The sequence below is a fragment of the Streptomyces hazeniae genome, assembly GCF_031845485.1.
Classification (GTDB): domain Bacteria; phylum Actinomycetota; class Actinomycetes; order Streptomycetales; family Streptomycetaceae; genus Streptomyces; species Streptomyces hazeniae.
In genome coordinates, this window is record NZ_JAVREQ010000003.1 from 126,198 (window position 1) to 141,241 (window position 15,044).

15 protein-coding genes are annotated in these 15,044 nt (G+C 72.5%); 5 read left to right on the forward strand and 10 right to left on the reverse strand.

What is annotated here, in order from left to right:
- Positions 1 to 3: 3 nt before the first annotated feature.
- Together RM572_RS05765 and RM572_RS05770 are read right to left on the reverse strand one after the other, a co-directional pair.
- The gene (locus RM572_RS05765; RefSeq protein WP_311672191.1) at positions 4 to 189 is read right to left on the reverse strand and encodes a DUF397 domain-containing protein; all 186 of its coding nucleotides are present in this window, start codon (positions 187 to 189) and stop codon (positions 4 to 6) included.
- Positions 186 to 1,040: a helix-turn-helix domain-containing protein gene (locus tag RM572_RS05770; protein ID WP_311672192.1), complete on the reverse strand. Its 855-nt coding sequence runs from the start codon at positions 1,038 to 1,040 to the stop codon at positions 186 to 188. Before RM572_RS05770 ends, RM572_RS05765 begins: the two co-directional genes overlap by 4 nt.
- A gap of 310 nt (positions 1,041 to 1,350) precedes the next feature.
- Between RM572_RS05770 and RM572_RS05775 the strand changes: the two genes are divergently transcribed.
- Positions 1,351 to 2,394: a hypothetical protein gene (locus RM572_RS05775; protein WP_311672193.1), complete on the forward strand. Its 1,044-nt coding sequence runs from the start codon at positions 1,351 to 1,353 to the stop codon at positions 2,392 to 2,394.
- A gap of 27 nt (positions 2,395 to 2,421) precedes the next feature.
- On the opposite strand, the gene RM572_RS05780 is transcribed toward RM572_RS05775, so the two are convergent.
- Positions 2,422 to 3,672 carry an erythromycin esterase family protein gene (locus tag RM572_RS05780; protein WP_311672194.1) on the reverse strand — a complete coding sequence of 417 codons (1,251 nt, stop codon included), beginning with the start codon at positions 3,670 to 3,672 and terminating at the stop codon, positions 2,422 to 2,424.
- 341 nt (positions 3,673 to 4,013) lie between these two features.
- On the opposite strand from RM572_RS05780, the gene RM572_RS05785 reads away from it, so the two are divergent.
- The 4 genes from RM572_RS05785 (at position 4,014) to RM572_RS05800 (ending at position 10,174) form a co-directional block, all read left to right on the forward strand.
- Positions 4,014 to 6,806, forward strand: a complete 2,793-nt coding sequence (locus RM572_RS05785) for an alpha/beta fold hydrolase (RefSeq protein ID WP_311672195.1) — start codon at positions 4,014 to 4,016, stop codon at positions 6,804 to 6,806.
- Positions 6,803 to 7,738 carry an ABC transporter permease gene (locus tag RM572_RS05790; protein WP_311672196.1) on the forward strand — a complete coding sequence of 312 codons (936 nt, stop codon included), beginning with the start codon at positions 6,803 to 6,805 and terminating at the stop codon, positions 7,736 to 7,738. The genes RM572_RS05785 and RM572_RS05790 overlap by 4 nt, the downstream gene beginning before the upstream one ends.
- A gap of 539 nt (positions 7,739 to 8,277) precedes the next feature.
- Entirely contained in the window at positions 8,278 to 10,026 is a 1,749-nt protein-coding gene (locus RM572_RS05795) for a sodium:solute symporter family protein (protein WP_311672197.1), read from the forward strand.
- 16 nt (positions 10,027 to 10,042) lie between these two features.
- On the forward strand, positions 10,043 to 10,174 hold the full coding sequence (locus tag RM572_RS05800; protein WP_027763205.1) for a putative transporter small subunit: 132 nt from the start codon (positions 10,043 to 10,045) through the stop codon (positions 10,172 to 10,174).
- Positions 10,175 to 10,268: 94 nt separating this feature from the next.
- On the opposite strand, the gene RM572_RS05805 is transcribed toward RM572_RS05800, so the two are convergent.
- From RM572_RS05805 to RM572_RS05835, 7 genes are all read right to left on the reverse strand, one after another.
- The gene (locus RM572_RS05805) at positions 10,269 to 10,910 is read right to left on the reverse strand and encodes a class I SAM-dependent methyltransferase (protein WP_311672198.1); all 642 of its coding nucleotides are present in this window, start codon (positions 10,908 to 10,910) and stop codon (positions 10,269 to 10,271) included.
- The gene (locus RM572_RS05810; protein WP_311672199.1) at positions 10,903 to 11,502 is read right to left on the reverse strand and encodes a dihydrofolate reductase family protein; all 600 of its coding nucleotides are present in this window, start codon (positions 11,500 to 11,502) and stop codon (positions 10,903 to 10,905) included. Before RM572_RS05810 ends, RM572_RS05805 begins: the two co-directional genes overlap by 8 nt.
- Positions 11,503 to 11,617: 115 nt before the next feature.
- Positions 11,618 to 12,466, reverse strand: coding sequence for an urea carboxylase-associated family protein (locus RM572_RS05815; protein WP_311672200.1), 849 nt, complete (start codon positions 12,464 to 12,466; stop codon positions 11,618 to 11,620).
- 23 nt (positions 12,467 to 12,489) lie between these two features.
- Positions 12,490 to 13,464, reverse strand: a complete 975-nt coding sequence (locus RM572_RS05820; protein ID WP_311672201.1) for a sulfite exporter TauE/SafE family protein — start codon at positions 13,462 to 13,464, stop codon at positions 12,490 to 12,492.
- Positions 13,437 to 13,658, reverse strand: a complete 222-nt coding sequence (locus tag RM572_RS05825) for a hypothetical protein (protein WP_136181951.1) — start codon at positions 13,656 to 13,658, stop codon at positions 13,437 to 13,439. The genes RM572_RS05820 and RM572_RS05825 overlap by 28 nt, the downstream gene beginning before the upstream one ends.
- A gap of 22 nt (positions 13,659 to 13,680) precedes the next feature.
- Entirely contained in the window at positions 13,681 to 13,836 is a 156-nt protein-coding gene (locus RM572_RS05830; RefSeq protein ID WP_210732773.1) for a hypothetical protein, read from the reverse strand.
- Between the two features lie 90 nt (positions 13,837 to 13,926).
- Entirely contained in the window at positions 13,927 to 14,922 is a 996-nt protein-coding gene (locus RM572_RS05835) for a hypothetical protein (protein WP_311672202.1), read from the reverse strand.
- Positions 14,923 to 15,044: the final 122 nt, after the last annotated feature.

The following is a 15,044-nucleotide window of genomic DNA, read 5'->3' on the forward strand; positions in this document are numbered from 1 at the left end:
GGGTCATCCGCAGGCGGCGAAACGCAGGAACGCCGCCCAGCCCTCACGGCCGACGGCGAAGGGGCGGCGGGTGAGGTCCTTGGAATCCCGCACGTGAACGGCGTCGGCGGCCACGGCCACCTCGACGCAGTCGTCGCCCTGCGTGCCGCTGTGGCTGGACTTGAACCAGGTGAGTGCGTCGGTGCTCACAGTTCTCCTCGCAGTCGCTCCAGCAGGTCCCGCGATTCCTGTGGCGGCAGGGCCTGCGAGCGCAGTGTGTCATAACGCTGGTGCAGCAGGCTCACCTCTTTCGCGTCAGCGATGAGGCGGCCGTTCTGCTGTCCCTCGGAGTAACCCAGCCGTCGCCCCTCCGAGGTCTCCAACAGCCGCATCGGCCCGTCCAGACACGCGTGATACGGCGCGCCCAGCGGCACCACCTGCAACGTCACGTTGCGCGGCGCGGTGTACGCCAGCACGTGGTCGAACAGCCCACGCATCACGTCCGTGCCGCCCAGCCCGCGCCGGAGCACCGCCTCTTCCACGATGAAGCTGAACGGCACGTGCGGCCGGTTCGCCAGCATCTCCTGACGCTCCAGCCGCGCGACGACCTGCGCCTCCAGCTGTTCGTCCGTCAGCAGCGGGATGCTGTTGTCGAAGACGGCCCGCGCATAGCCCTCGGACTGCAACAGGCCCGGCACCAGCCGGCATTCGTACGTGCACAGGCTCACCGCGACCCTCTCCAGTCGCGCCCAGCGGCGGAACCACACCGCCAGCCCCGGTTCGCCGCGCGAGAGGTGCTGTGCCGCCCGGCGCAGCGCGCCGGTGTTTCCCAGCACCTCCTCCGCCCGGTCCACGAACGACGCGTCCGGCATGCGCCGCCCCAACTCCACGGAGGCCACGGTGTGTTTGGAGTACCGCACCCGCGTCCCGAACTCCGTGCGGCTGATTCCGGCGTGTTCGCGCAACGCCTGCACCACGGCGCCGAACGTCCGCAGGCTGTCCGACGGATCAGGCTCCCGCTCCCACTCCCCCGCCGTGGTCTCCACTCCACCCGTCGTCATCCGCGCCTCTCCTCGCTCGACGCCGGCGCGCCTCGCGCACCCGACCGCGTACAGCGTGACGCAGGCGACTCACCACACGCCACCGAACGTGCGCGTACGCTGACCATGCGTACACGGGGAGAGGCGTCGAACCTGGGACACCTTGGCAGATCATCACACTGCGCAATGGTTGATGGCCACACCGTCACCGTGCGGTGTACTGTGCCGACTGAACGGGTTGCCTCGTCCCGAACATGAGGCAGCCCCCGGAGGTGTTGGACGCACCGACCCGGGGGCCTACACCCCAGAGGACTTAAGAGGAGTCCCCGAGATGCTTCGGCATGTTATCCCTCCTGCGCGTGCGTACGCGCAGATCCCGAACACCATCCTCCGCCACCCGCGCCTGTCACCGGACGCGAAGACCCTCCTCACCTGGCAGCTCTCCCTCCCCGCGAGCGAGGCCCAGTGCCTCAGCGACACCGCCCGCCGCGCCGGAATCAAGAAGTGCGCCTTCCAGAAGGCCAAACGCCAGCTCCTGGACGAGGGCTATCTCCACCAGTGGACGCTCCGCGCCGACGGAGGACGCTTCCTCACCGTCCAGCTCGTCGCCAACACCCCGCTCAGCGCGAAGGAAGCTCTCGCCGCCCGCGACGGCCACCAACCCCCGCCCGGTGACAGGAAGACGACGTCCCGCACGGACGTGCAGCCGCCGAGTGCCGCTCCACCGGCCCCCGGACAGCCGACCCGTCCGGCCGTCGGCCGCCTCCACAAGAAGAACACCCGGGAGAACACCACCCCACCCACCAACCCCACCCCCGAACCCGCAGACGAACCGGTGGCCACGCCCGGCCCCGGCCCCGCCGCGCAACACGCCGCCGCACACACCTTGCTGCTCTCCCTCGGCCGCATCGACCCCCAACTCGCCCTGCCCGCCCGCACCGCACAACGCTGGGCACCACTCGCCGCACCATGGCTCGACAGCGGCCTCTCCCTCCTGCACATCCGCCACGCCCTCACCGACGGCCTGGAAGGCGCCCGCAACCCACTCGGCGCCCTGCACTGGCGACTCCGGCACGCCCTCCCCGACGTGCCCCCACCCCCGCCCGCGACACCCGCCACCCCCGCACCGGAACCACGCCTCTCCCGCATGCGCGAATGCACCACACGCCACGACCAGCCCCGCCTCTTCACCCCACCACCCGGCACCGACGAGACACGCTGCCCCGCCTGCCGCACCACCGACACACCCACTCCCCCACCACCCCCGGCCGGCTCCGGCTACGCGGAGTTCACCGCCGCCCGCCAGAGCCGGCCCCCCACCCCCCGCCCGACCCCACGCCCCCGAAGCATCCACCGCCACCGACGCCCCAGGTGACCGCCGAAGGCGGGGCGTCAGCGCCGGCTACGCCCGCCCTGACGAGGCGCGGGCCGCGGCCGCAGGCGCGCTCCGCGGGACGTCCTTGAGGAAGAGGAGGGCGTCGACGCTCGTCAGGTGGTCCGGGTCGAGCGGGGCGTAGCCGAACCAGGGGGACGTTCGCCGCGCGAGGCGCGCGAGACGGGTGTCGCCGAGGGCGGTGGCCAGCCGGGGTGCGTCGACGAGGCAGCGGTCTTCCGGCAGCGCATGCAGGAGTCCTTCGAGGCTGTCCGGCGGCGGGGTGTCCACACCGTGGTGGCGGAGGGTGCCGAGGCCGGTGGCGACGAAGGCGTACTCCTCGCCGAGCCGCTCGCTCACCAGCGCGCCGGCGCTCCACCACTCCACCCGCCCCTGCCACATCTGCATCGAGCTCTTCTCCCGCTGGAAGTGGGAGTTCTGGGCGTGGGCGAGCACCGGGCCGCGTTCGGCGAGGGCGAGGAGGTTGTCGGCCATCATCAGGTCGCGCAGCGCGCACAGCCGGGTCATGCGAGCCGGTGAGGGGTCGGCCATCGCGTGGTGGTAGCGCAGCAGGCCCGTCGCCGTGCGCCCGTACAGGCGCGCGCGGTCGAAAGCCTCGCGGGACGTCGCCGCGACCGCGTGCGGCCGGTGCGCGTCGAGCAGGGCCACCATGTCGTCGGCGAGCAGCCGCAACCGACCGGCCTCGGCCGACTGCCCCACCGACTCGGCCGGATCCCTCATGGCGGCGGGTTCGGTCCACGGGGCGTCGGCGCCGAGCAGGTCGTCGAGCGCCGACGCCGTACAGGGCATCAGGTCCGTGTCCACGCAGGCCGCGAGGTAGCCGTGCAGGGCGGTGAGGGCGTGGCGGGGACTCGCGGCGTGGGTGATCTCCAGCGGCCCGTCGAACCCGGCGAACCGGACCTGTTCGGACGCGGGCCGGTCGTCGTTGTGTTCCCGCAGCCGGCGCACGAGCGCGCGGTTGGCGGCGGAGGCGCCCCATCCGTGGCTGAACCCGCGCTCCATGACGTCGTCGAGGGTCCCGGCGCCCGAGGTGACGTAGTCGTCCACGACGAGGCTCGCCAGGCAGTCGCTCTCGATCGCGATCGTCCGGTAGCCCTCCTGTTCGACGAGCTGCCGGAAGAGGGCGTTGCGCACCTCCAGCAGCGCGTCCTCGCCGTGGATGGGCTCCCCCAGGGCGAGCATCCGGGGCCGGGCCGGGAGCACTTCCCTCAGGGCGCCGGCCTCGACGGCATGGGTGGTGGGCTTGATGTCGGCATCCATACCTTCAACGGTATCGTTGAACCTTCGGTGGAGACTTCGACGCAGATTCAGGGCGAACACGAGACGAAACCTTCAAAAGGACGGTCATCTCAGAGCCACGCCCGGCCCTTCGACGGCCGGCCGTCGCCGCCGGGGCGGCACCGGGGGGCGGCACGCGGACGGCTGTCCGCCCGCGGTCGGGCGACGCCGACCGGGGCAGGGGAGCCGGCCGCGTACCCGAGTCGACGCAGGGTGGGACATCGGCCACCGGCCGAGGGTCGGCCGGGCCAGGTGGAACGCCGGGGTGGCGGCGGCCGTTGACCACCAGAAGCCGAGATTCCACATACGTTGAGGTTCACTTCATGCAGATCCGACATTTCCGGCGGAAGGGCCGCCGGTGGCTCGCGGGCGCGGCCACCGTCGCCGTACTCGCCGGGACCGGCAGCTGGGTCGCGTCCGCCGACGACTCAGCACCCACCGTGCACCGCCAGGAACGGGTGCACGACATGCCGGGGGCGGAAATCGACACCTCGTACTTCACGACGGGTGGCGACCGGCCGCGGCCCGCGGTGCTCCTCGCGCACGGTTTCGGCGGCAGCAAGCAGGACGTCCGCGCGCAGGCCGAGCAGCTGGCGCGGGACGGGTACGCCGTCCTCACCTGGTCCGCGCGCGGCTTCGGTGAGTCCACCGGGAAGATCGGCCTGAACGACCCGGAACGCGAGGTCGCGGACGTCTCCCGGCTCATCGACTGGCTGGCGGAGCGTCCGGAGGTGCAGCGCGACGGGGACGGCGACCCGCGCGTCGGCATCAGCGGCTCCTCGTACGGGGGCGCCGTCTCCCTGCTGTCGACGGCCCTCGACGAGCGGGTGGACGCGCTCGCGCCCCGGATCACCTACGGAAACCTCGCCGACGCGCTCTTCCCCGACGGCGTCTTCAAGAAGCTGTGGGCCGGGATCTTCTTCTCGACCGGTACGGCGGCCGCCCCCGGCGGCCTGGCACCGGGCGGCCCGACGACCGGCGAGCCGCCGGCCGAGGACCCCGCGGACGGCCGCGAACGGTCCGGGGCGAACCCCGCAGGAGACTCCGCGGCCCCTGCGGAGTCTCCTGCGGACGGCGGCACCCCGGAGCCTGCCGACCCCACGGCGTGCGGCGCGTTCACGAAGGAACTCTGCGCCATGTACCAGCGGGTCGCCGTGGCCGGGAAGCCCGACCCGGAGGCCCGCGCGCTGTTGGAGAGCCGGAGCCCGTCGGCGTTCGCCGACCGCATCGACGAGCCCGCGCTCCTCGTCCAGGGGCAGTCCGACTCGCTCTTCCCCCTCTCCCACGCGGACGCCATGGCCGAGGCGATCCGCGGCAACGGCGCCCCGGTCGCCGTCGACTGGATCTCCGGGGGCCACGACGGCGGTGACAGCGAGACCGCCCGCGTCGAGGCCCGTATCGGCGCCTGGTTCGACCGCCACCTCAAGCAGGACGAGAACGCGGACACCGGCCCGGCGTTCCGCGTGACCCGCACCGGCGGCATCGACTCCACCGACGGCCAGGTGACCTCACGCGGCGCGACCAGCACCTCCTACCCCGGCCTCACCGCCGGCACCCGCGAGGTGGAACTCTCCGGACCGGAACAGCGGTTCGCCAACCCCGCGGGCGGCGCACCGCCGGCCATCTCCTCCGTCCCGGGACTGAGCGGCGGCGCCGGCGCGCTCTCCTCATTCGGCGTCGGGATCTCCCTCGACTTCCCCGGCCAGCACGCGCGGTTCGAGTCGGCGCCGCTGGACCGCCCACTGCGCATCACCGGCACGCCCACCGTCGACGTCGAGGTGGCCTCCGACAGCGGCGAAGCGGTGCTGTTCGGCAAGCTCTACGACGTCGGGCCGGGCGGCAGCCGGCAGGTCCTGCCCTCGCAGCTGGTCGCCCCGGTCCGGATCGAGGACGCGCGGGACGGCAGGAAGGTCGAGCTGACCCTTCCGGCCGTCGACCACGAGGTCGACGCCGGGCACCGGCTGCGGCTGGTGCTGGCCGCCACCGACCTCGGGTACGCGTCCCCCGACGAGCCCGCGCGCTACACCGCTTCCGTGACGGGAGCCCTCTCCGTGCCCACCGCGCCGGACGTGCGGACCGAGGACGCGGGGCTGGCGTGGTGGGTGTGGGCACTGCCCGCCGCAGGCGCCGTGCTGGCCGCCGCCCTCCTGCTCACCGCACGCCGCCGGTCCGTGCCGCCCGCCCCGGACCCCGGACGTGCCGAGGTGCCGCTGGAGATCACCGGCCTGACCAAGCGCTACGCCGGAGCCTCCGACCGGTACGCCGTGCGGGAGCTGTCCTTCCGCGTCGAGCCGGGCCAGGTGCTCGGCCTTCTCGGCCCGAACGGCGCCGGCAAGACGACCACCCTGCGGATGCTGATGGGCCTGATCCGCCCCGACGAAGGGGAGATCCGGGTCTTCGGCCACGCCATCCGGCCCGGTGCGCCCGTGCTGTCCCGGGTCGGCGCGTTCGTCGAGGGAGCCGGATTCCTGCCGCACCTGTCCGGCCGGGAGAACCTGGAGCTGTACTGGGCGGCCACCGGGCGCCCGGCCGCCGACGCGCAGATCGAGGAGGTCCTGGAGATCGCCGGGCTCGGCGACGCGCTGGCCCGCGCCGTCCGCACGTACTCGCAGGGCATGCGGCAACGGCTCGCCATCGCCCAGGCCATGCTCGGGATGCCGGACCTGCTGATCCTGGACGAGCCGACCAACGGTCTCGACCCGCCGCAGATTCGCGAGATGCGGGAGGTGATGACCCGTTACGCGGCCGACGGCCGGACCGTCATCGTCTCCAGCCACCTGCTCTCCGAGGTCGAGCAGTGCTGCACCCACCTGGTGGTCATGGACCGCGGCCGGCTGGTCCAGGCGGGCCCGGTCGGCGAGATCACCGGCGAGGGCGACACCCTGCTCGTCACCACCGAGCACGCGGTCCCCGAGCCGACCGTCGAGAAGATCGCGGCGCTGCCCGGGATCCGTTCCGCCGTACGTGCCGACGAAGGGCTGCTCGTGCGGCTCGACGGCGCCCCGGCGGCGACGCTCGTCGCCGAACTGGTACGTCTGGACGTGCCCGTGAGCGGCGTCGCCCCGCACCACCGCCTGGAAGACGCCTTCCTCACCCTGATCGGAGCATCCGCATGAGCGCGCCGGTGAACACCGGACCGGGCGCACCGGCGCCCGCCACATCCGCGCCCGCGACGTCCGCCACGAAGGCAGGGCCGTCCGGGCCGTCCGCGCCCGGCTACCGCGCCGGGCGCACGCTGCCGCTGCGGGTGGAGGCGCTGCGGCAGCTCAAGCGACGCCGCACCCTCGCGATGGCGGCCGTCCTGGGCGCGCTGCCGCTGATCCTCATCGCGGCCTTCGCGATCGGAGGCAGCCCCGCCGACGACGGCCCCGGCAGGCGCATCAACCTGATGGACACCGCCACCGCCTCGGGTGCGAACTTCGCCGCCACCTGCCTCTTCGTGTCGGCCGGTTTCCTGCTGGTCGTGCCGGTCGCGCTGTTCCACGGCGACACGGTCGCCTCCGAGGCCAACTGGTCGTCCCTCCGCTACCTGCTCGCCGCGCCCGTGCCCCGCACGCGGCTGCTGTGGTCGAAGCTCGCGGTCGCGCTCGGGTTCAGCGCGGCGGCGATGCTGCTGCTGCCCCTGGTGGGTCTCGTCTCGGGAACCCTCGCCTACGGCTGGGGGCCGCTGAAGCTGCCGGCCGGCGGCTCGCTGCCGGCGGGCGACACCCTGTTGCGGATCGGCGTGATCGTGGCGTTCGTCTTCGTCTCCCAACTGGTCACCGCCGGGCTGGCGTTCTGGCTGTCGACCAAGACCGACGCCCCGCTCGGCGCCGTCGGCGGCGCCGTGGGGCTGACGATCATCGGCAACGTCCTGGACGCGGTGGAGGCGCTGGGCGGCTGGCGTCAAGCACTGCCCGCACACTGGCAGTTCGCCTGGGTCGACGCGCTGCAACCTCAGGTGGAGTGGGGCGGGATGGTCAAGGGCGCTGCGGTGTCCGTGACCTTCGCCCTGGTGCTCTTCGCCCTCGCCTTCCGCAACTTCTCCCGCAAGGACATCGTGTCGTAGTTCCCCCGGGGCAGCCCGGTCCGACAGCCCGGCGCCGGTGGCGAGAGCCCCGGCGCCGGGCTGTCGGGCCTGATGTCCGGACGGGCCTCCGCCCTCGCCTCGGTGGACCCGGCGGAAGGCCCGGACGCGTCGTGGCCGGTGATCCCTACCACACCGAAAGCACATTGACGTCGCATCTGCGACGCGTAAAGAAGCAGGCGCAAACGGACACCACGGGCACGACAAAGCGGGCATGTCGATGAGGTGAACGTGCAAGCATCACCTGTTACTGCCCCGAATCAGGCAGGAGTGCACCTCACGGACCCCGGAGCCGCCCACAGGCGTGGCGCCGTAAAGAGGCTGTTAACGTGCGGAAGGTTTGCGGGTTCAAAGGGTCCGCACGTTGTTGTGAACGCCCCCGGTTCCGGTGCCGACGCCACCGTTGCCGGGCCTGGAGCCCCTTCCCGCCGCTCGCAGCGCGCAGAACGCGCCCACAGGCCCCCGGCCGGTGCCGGAGCCGCGGCCGACCGGGCTCCACCGAGCACGAGGAGGTGGCGCCTGTGGACGGACTGGAGACAGCCCGGTTCAGCGCCGTGGTGGTAGTGGGTCTGCTGGTCTTCTTCTACGGAGGGACCTTCCTGATCTCGACCCGCATCGGCAAGAGGGAAGAGAACGCCGACGGCTACATGACCGCCGGCAACAACATCGGCTTCGGGATCTCCGCCGCCAGCATGACGGCGACCTGGATCTGGGCGTCCTCGATGTACGCGTCCGCCACGTCCGGTTACCAGTACGGCATATCGGGGCCCGTCCACTACGGGCTCTGGGGCGCCTTGATGATCCTCTTCATCTACCCCTTCGGGAAGCGCATCCGAGCAGTCGCGCCGAAGGCCCACACGCTGGCAGAGGTGATGTACGCGCGGCACGGCCGCTCCAGTCAGCTGATGCTCGCCGGTTCCAACGTCGTCGGCAGCCTCATCAGCCTCATGTCGAACTTCATCGCCGGCGGCGTGCTGATCTCCCTGCTGTCGCCGTTCACCTTCGTCCAGGGAGTCTTCGCCGTGGCTGCGGGCGTCCTGCTCTACACCCTGTGGTCCGGCTTCCGCGCCTCGGTGCTGACCGACTTCGTGCAGGTCCTCGCGATGCTCGGAGCAGTGGCGGTCATCGTCCCGTTCGTCTTCGTCGCGGCGGACTTCCCGGCGGTGTTCGAGACGGGTGCGGGAAACCTGACCCCGCAGCAGGGAAACTTCTTCTCCAGCGAGGCGTTCATGCAGCAGGGCGCCCCCTACATCGCCGCGGTGCTGGCGTACGCCATCGGCAACCAGACCATCGCGCAGCGGCTCTTCGCGGTGAAGGAGACCCTGATCAAGCCGACCTTCGTCACCGCGACCATCGGCTACGGCGCCATGGTGATCGGCGTCGGCATGCTCGGTGTACTCGCCCTGTACCTGGGCTTCGAGCCGGCCGGCGGCGATCTGAACAACATCATCCCGGGGATGGCCGCGACCTATCTGCCGCCCCTGCTGCTGGCCGCGTTCTTCGTCATGATCATCGGCGCGCTGTCCTCCACCGCCGACTCCGACCTCTCGGCACTGTCCTCGATCATGATGACCGACGTCTACGGCCAGAACATCTCCGGCAAGGAGAACGCGAACCCGCGAACGATGCTGCTCGTCGGACGCCTCACGATGGTCGTGGCGACCGCTGCGGCCGTCGCCTTCGCCAGCCTGCAACTGAGCATCCTCGACCTGCTGGTGTTCGTCGGCGCGCTGTGGGGCGCCCTCGTCTTCCCGGTGCTGGCCAGCTTCTACTGGGACAAGGTCACCGGAAGGGCGTTCACCACCTCGGTACTCGCGGCACTCGCGGTGTTCCTGCCGGTCCGCTTCGCCTGGATCCCCATGGAAGCCGCCCACGGAGCCGTCGGCATCACCGTGGACGTGCTGTCGGTCATCGGCATCGGCGTCGTGCTGGGCCTGATGGTGTTCGGCTTCCTGGGCGCGAAGGTGGCGAAGGTCGTCGGCGTGCTGGCGACAGCGCTCTCCGCCCCGTTCGCCCTCGGCTCCCTGCACGAGTACGCGACCTTGTGCGGCTCCCTCGTCGCCTACTCCGTCAGCACCGTCATCTGCTGGGCCATGTCCACGCGGCAGCGGGAAGGCTTCGACTTCGCCGTCATCGCCCAGCGCACCGGCGACTTCGACGACGGCGAAGCCGCGGCCCGGGCACCGGCCGCCCACGACGTCGAGGCGGGCGTTCCGCCACAGCCTGGCATCGACGACGCCGAGTCCGAGTCGACCGTGAAGATCAAGTGAGCAACCCGGAGGCACCGTGACCACTCTCGCCCTGACCGTGTACATCCTGATATGGCCGGTCATCGTGGCCGGCGTGCTGTTCGTGATCAGCCGGGCGTTCTACCGCGAGTGGGCCGAGGCCCGCCGCAACGGCAGGCCCCTCATCTGACCCGGCGCCGTGGGCCGCTGCGGCGCTGTCGGCGACCCGGCAGCAGCAGCCCACGACGGTCACCGCGCACCGCGCGTCCCCGCGCCCGTCTCCCTCACGACGTCGACGTCGCCGTGGTCGCGTCCCGCGCAACCGGGCCGCGCAGGACGAGCATCGCCAGGCCGTCCGCGTCCCGGCGCAGCGCCTGCGTCCACCCTCCGGTCAGCGTGGCGATCTCGCTCTCGTCGAGGGCGATGTGCCGCTTGTGCGCGGGTGTCCGCGCGGCGACCGGGGTGATGACGACCAGCGCGCCTCCGTCGCGGAGCCGTCGGCCCAGTGCGCGCAGGAGGCGGGCGCGGTCGCGTACGAAGGCGTAACTCAGCCGGAAGACGACCAGGTCGTAGGCCGGGTTCGGCAGCGCTCCGAGGTCGTCGTCCTCGATGTCGAAGCGCAGGAACCGTACCCTCGTCGCGGCGTCCGGACCGGCTGCCGCGGCGGCACGGTCCACGGCTTCGCCGGAGCAGTCGACGGCATCCACCCGGTACCCGGTGGCGGCCAGGTGGCGCGCGAGCTCCCCCAGGCCGCATCCGACCTCCAGCGCGAGGGCGCCCGCCCGCGCCGGGCAGAGGTCCGCGAGAAGGCGCCGCTCGGTGTCGCCGAGCGGCGCGAAGCCGCGACCGGCGGCGTAGTGGGCGTCCCAGTGCTCGGGGCGGGTGGGGCCCGGCGTCGCCGGCGCCGGTGCGGCCGGCTCAGCCATCCGCGGCGGCGCGGCGGTAGGTGCACACCAGCACACCGGCGGGGCTGGTCGTGCTGGCGGCGAGTTCGAGGGTGCGGAGGGCGCCGCCGGCCGGGAAGACCGACTTGCCGCCGCCGAGCAGCACCGGCATGACGATCAGGCGGAGTTCGTCGACCAGGTCCTCCTCCAGCAGGCTGCGGACGAGGGTGGGGCTGCCCATGACCAGCAGGTTGCCGTCGTCCCCGCCGCGCAGTGCGCGGAGGCGGGCGGGGGCCTCGTCACCGGGGATGAGGGTGGTGTTGTCCCAGGTCAGGTCGTCCTCGGCCAGGGTGCGGGAGACCACGTACTTCGGCAGCGCGTTCAGCCGGTCGGCGAACGGGTCACCTGCACGCTCCGGCCAGGCACGGGCCATCGCCTGCCAGGTGCGGCGGCCGTACAACGCCGCGTCGGCGGCGTTCAGCGCGTCGTCGAAGGCGCCGCCCACCACCTCCGGGTCGAAGAACGGACCCGTCCAACCACCGTGCGCGAAGCCGCCGTCGGTGTCCTCCTCGGGCCCGCCGGGCGCCTGCACGACACCGTCCAGACTCATGAACGCGATGCTCACGATGCGCATGGGACTCGCTCCTCGATCCGTCGATCCGTCGATCCGTCGCTGCGGGGTCTACGGCTCTTCGGACGGCCGTCCCGCCCGGAAATCATCGCCCGGCACGACGCGGCGCGGTCGCCGTTCAGCGCTTTCCGTCGCCCCAGGCGGGTGACGTCATGCCGTGCACGTTCCGGTAGGCGGCACGTTCCGGCGGGGACCAGCCGGAGAGCAGGCCGGGATCGACGCGGTACACCTCTACGCCGATCGGGTGACAGACGTCGAGCGGATCGCGGGCGTCCGGCCCCCACAGCGGCACGGACAGGTCGCCGCCCGGGCAGGTGGACAGGGCGCACAGCAGGTCGAGCTCGGCGAAGAACTCGAAGTGGTCCCCGGGGCGGGCCGGGCAGGCCTTCATGAAGTACTGGTCGTTCTCGTTGAGCCCGGTGCACTGGAAGACGTTCAGCACGTCGTGCACGTCGAACTCGGTCAGCCCGTACGGCAGCACGGCCCGCACGAGGTTGGAGTGGCAGTGGAAGTCGAAGTCCTCGCCGGTCAGCATGCGGTTGACGTACGGGTCGCAGCGGGTGCCCAGCAGGTCGTGGACGCGACCGCCCTCGGCGTCCCTGCCGTACCCGGCGAGGGTGTCTCCGGTGACGGTGAGCAGCGGGCGCAGGAAGGGCAGCGTGGACCACAGCCGGTCGTAGGTGCTGACGTGGGCGCGCTGGAGCTGGCGCGTGCGGGACGCCCACAGGCGCTCGCGAGGGTCGTGCAGGTTCCACACGTTGAGGTCCCCGACCTGCGGGCCCTCGACCGTCACCAGGCGGCACAGGTGGCCGGCGGGCACCTCCCAGGCGCGCCCGGAGCGGACCGGGATCGTGAAGCGGTCGACGAGCTCCCGGCTCTCGGTGGCGCCGGAGAGCGCGTCGTAGAACGCCCGGTCCACGTCGAGAGGGCCACCGGCAGTGGCCCGGTAGGCGGCATCGGTGGCCATGTGCGTCCCCTCCGGTGGCGTGCTCAGCGGCGTGTGGTGGGCTCCGACCGCTCCGGGTCCGCGTCCGCGTCCGGGTCGGTGGCGGTGTGGCCGGAGGCCTTGGCAGCCCCGGCCCCGGCGGCTTCTCGGCGGCGGCGCAGGGCGGGGACGGCGAACATGCGGAACGACGCGAAGGCGACGAGGGCGCCGCAGGCGATCAGGATGACCGGGCCGGGGGCTCCCCAGAGCGACAGCGCCGAGCCGAGCAGCAGGGTGGCGAGGATCCACGTCAGCACGTCGTCGCGGGTGCGGGTGGCCAGCTTGGCGCCCAGGTAGATGCCGGGGATCGCGCCGAGCAGCACGGTGCCGACCAGGGCGATCTTGGCGTCGCCGAACAGCAGGTGTCCGAGGGCGGCGGAGGCGACCAGCGGGATGGCCTGCACGAGGTCCGTGCCGACGAGTTCCTGGGCGCGCAGCCGCGGATGGGTGAGCATCAGCATGACGATGATCAGCGAGCCGGAGCCGACCGAGGTGACGCCGACGACGAGGCCGCCGACCAGGCCGACGATGAGCGTCGGCACCGGCTTGAGGCGGGTCGGCTCCGTCGACGGCAGGGCGTTGCGGCGGCGGGTGAGCATACTGCGCGCCACCATCCCCGCGAGGGCCAGCAGCAGCGCCGCACCGATCGCCAGTTCGAGCCTGTGCTGCACCTCCTCGCCCTCACCGAAGAGGCTGATGAGCCACGCACCCGCGAACCCGGCGGGCACGGCAGTGGGCAGCAGCCACTTCACGATGTCCCAGCGCACCGTGCCGGCCTTGTGGTGCACGTAGGCGCCGACCGGCTTCATCGCCACCGAGGCCGCCAGGTCGCTGCCGACGGCGGCGGTGGGGTTCACCCCGAAGACGAGCACCATGATCGGTGTCATCAGGGCCCCGCCACCCATACCGGTCAGCCCGACCGAGATGCCCACGAGGGCCCCGGCAACGATCATCAGCCATGAGAGATCCACGGACGGCATCGTGGCATGCCGGGCCCGGAGGGGCCACGGCGGTCCCACCACACGGACCGCGCGTCGCGGCGGGTGGCCAGGCGGTCGCCGTGCGCGGTGGGACCGCCCGACGCCCCGGTCACCAGCGGGTACGCCTGTTCGCCGCCCCACAAGCGCGCCGCGAGCGTCGCGGCGTCGAGGGCGTCGTCCGTGATCCCGGTCACGAGGATCGGGGGTGGACGGGTGCTACCCCTCCGCCCAGGTCTCCGGGTCGAGTCGGCTGACCAGGTGGTAGTCGATCCGCACGTCGCGGTGGTCGGACGGCCCGTCGATCCTCGCCGGCAGGTTGCGGCGCTCGCTGCGGGACTCGGACTTCCGGCCGGGCGAGCCGTGAAAGCGCACCGCCGTCTCCGGCCGCGTGTGGAAGCGGAGCTCCCGCGCATCGACGCGTGAGGCGAAGGCGATGTCGTCGCCCCCTGGGGCGCCCCGCTTTCACGGCGGCCGTGCGCGACGCTGCGCGCCACGGGTGGTGCGGGAACCGCGCTGTGCGGCGCTCTTCCGCGCCTCGCCCGGAGCGGCCTTCCCCCGTGCGGCCTTCTTCGCCGCGCCCCGAGCGGCCTTGTTCCCCGTGTCGCGCCCCGCCTCCTTGGCGCCCCGGCCGGCTTCTCCCGCCGCTTCGGCCGTCTCCTCGCCGACGTCCTCCACCGCTTCCCCGGCGCCCTCGCCGACTTCTTTCGCCGCCTCCCCGGCACCCCCGCCCACGTCCTGCACCGCTCCCCCGGCACCCCCGCCGACCTCCTGCGCCGCCTCCCCGGCACCCCCACCGACCTCCTGCGCCGCCTCCCCGGCACCCCCGCCGACCTCCTTCGCCGCCTCCCCGGCACCCCCACCGACCTCCTCCACGGCCTCGCCGGCGCCCTCGCCCACGTCCTCCACGGCCCGGCCCGCGCCCTCGCCAACGGCCTCCGCAGCCCCGCCGGCGCCCCGGCCCACGTCCTGCACCGCTCCCCCGGCGCCCTCGCCGACCTCCTCCACGGCCTCGCCTGCTCCGCGTCCCAGCTCGCCGACCGCCTGCCGTCCTCCCTCCCCCAGCTCGCGAGCGGCCTCGCCGACGCCGGACGTGATCTGCTCCAGGATCTGCGGGTTCCGGTCGATCGTGCCGAGCACACTGCCGACGATCTCGGCGACGTTGTCCAGCCGCACCTTCAGCAGCGCCTGCGCCTCGACGCCCTTGATGTCCAGGTGCACCCGCCCCAGTTCGACGTCGGCTCCCACACTCAGCTTGAGGAGGTCCAGCACCTCGGCCCGCAACGCCACCCGCGCCCGCAGATCCTCGACCTCGAGGCTGATCTCGTCCACCGACAGCCCGGGCACGTCCAGCAGCACATCCGGATCCTCCGCCCGGGGCTCCACGGCCCCGGAGCCCTCCGGCTCCCCGTTCTCCTCCGCAGCAGAAGTGTCGTCCTCGTACTCGGCCTCGGAGTCCATACGCGCTTCCCGGCTCACTTCTCGGGGTCACTGTGTCCTGTTTTTCAGCATAAGCACACATGTGCGCACACGCGTCCGAGGCGTCGGCAAGCCGCCCGCGCCCCCGTCGCGGCGCTGCCGAC

What these genes read in the sequence shown, in the direction of transcription:
- RM572_RS05770 (WP_311672192.1), bottom strand. Translation starts at nt 1,040, where the DNA reads ATGACGACGGGTGGAGTGGAGACCACGGCGGGGGAGTGGGAGCGGGAG.
- RM572_RS05775 (WP_311672193.1), top strand. Translation starts at nt 1,351, where the DNA reads ATGCTTCGGCATGTTATCCCTCCTGCGCGTGCGTACGCGCAGATCCCG.
- RM572_RS05780 (WP_311672194.1), bottom strand. Translation starts at nt 3,672, where the DNA reads ATGGATGCCGACATCAAGCCCACCACCCATGCCGTCGAGGCCGGCGCC.
- RM572_RS05785 (WP_311672195.1), top strand. Translation starts at nt 4,014, where the DNA reads ATGCAGATCCGACATTTCCGGCGGAAGGGCCGCCGGTGGCTCGCGGGC.
- RM572_RS05790 (WP_311672196.1), top strand. Translation starts at nt 6,803, where the DNA reads ATGAGCGCGCCGGTGAACACCGGACCGGGCGCACCGGCGCCCGCCACA.
- RM572_RS05805 (WP_311672198.1), bottom strand. Translation starts at nt 10,910, where the DNA reads ATGGCTGAGCCGGCCGCACCGGCGCCGGCGACGCCGGGCCCCACCCGC.
- RM572_RS05810 (WP_311672199.1), bottom strand. Translation starts at nt 11,502, where the DNA reads ATGCGCATCGTGAGCATCGCGTTCATGAGTCTGGACGGTGTCGTGCAG.
- RM572_RS05815 (WP_311672200.1), bottom strand. Translation starts at nt 12,466, where the DNA reads ATGGCCACCGATGCCGCCTACCGGGCCACTGCCGGTGGCCCTCTCGAC.
- RM572_RS05820 (WP_311672201.1), bottom strand. Translation starts at nt 13,464, where the DNA reads ATGCCGTCCGTGGATCTCTCATGGCTGATGATCGTTGCCGGGGCCCTC.
- RM572_RS05835 (WP_311672202.1), bottom strand. Translation starts at nt 14,922, where the DNA reads ATGGACTCCGAGGCCGAGTACGAGGACGACACTTCTGCTGCGGAGGAG.